Origin of the sequence: Streptomyces sp. 4F14 (genome assembly GCF_048159485.1) — a bacterium.
Lineage (GTDB): Bacteria > Actinomycetota > Actinomycetes > Streptomycetales > Streptomycetaceae > Streptomyces.
Map to the genome: position 1 here is coordinate 1 of NZ_JBLRVY010000448.1, position 305 is coordinate 305.

At 73.1% G+C, this 305-nt stretch carries 1 protein-coding gene; it reads left to right on the forward strand.

What is annotated here, in order from left to right; translation table 11 throughout:
- On the forward strand, positions 1 to 305 hold a 305-nt coding region (locus tag ACLZOT_RS51530), incomplete at both ends, for a WD40 repeat domain-containing protein (protein WP_416976182.1).

A 305-nucleotide genomic window follows, 5' to 3' on the forward strand; every position in this document is an offset into this window, starting at 1 on the left:
ACCGGGCACAAGGGCACGATCTATCTGGTCGCGTTCAGCCCCGACGGCCGTAGCCTCGCCTCCGTCAGCGAGGACCGCACCGTGCGGCTGTGGGACGTGGCCGATCCGAAGCGGCCGAAGACCCGGATCACCCTGACCGGCGCCGAGGCCGCGGTGCGGTCGGTGGCGTTCAGCCCGGACGGGGACACGCTCGCGGCCGGGGGCGACGACGACCGGATCCGGCTGTGGGACGTGGCCGACCCGGACCGTCCGAAGCAGCTCGGCACGCTGACGGGGCACACCAGCCTGGTCCACTCCGTCGCCTT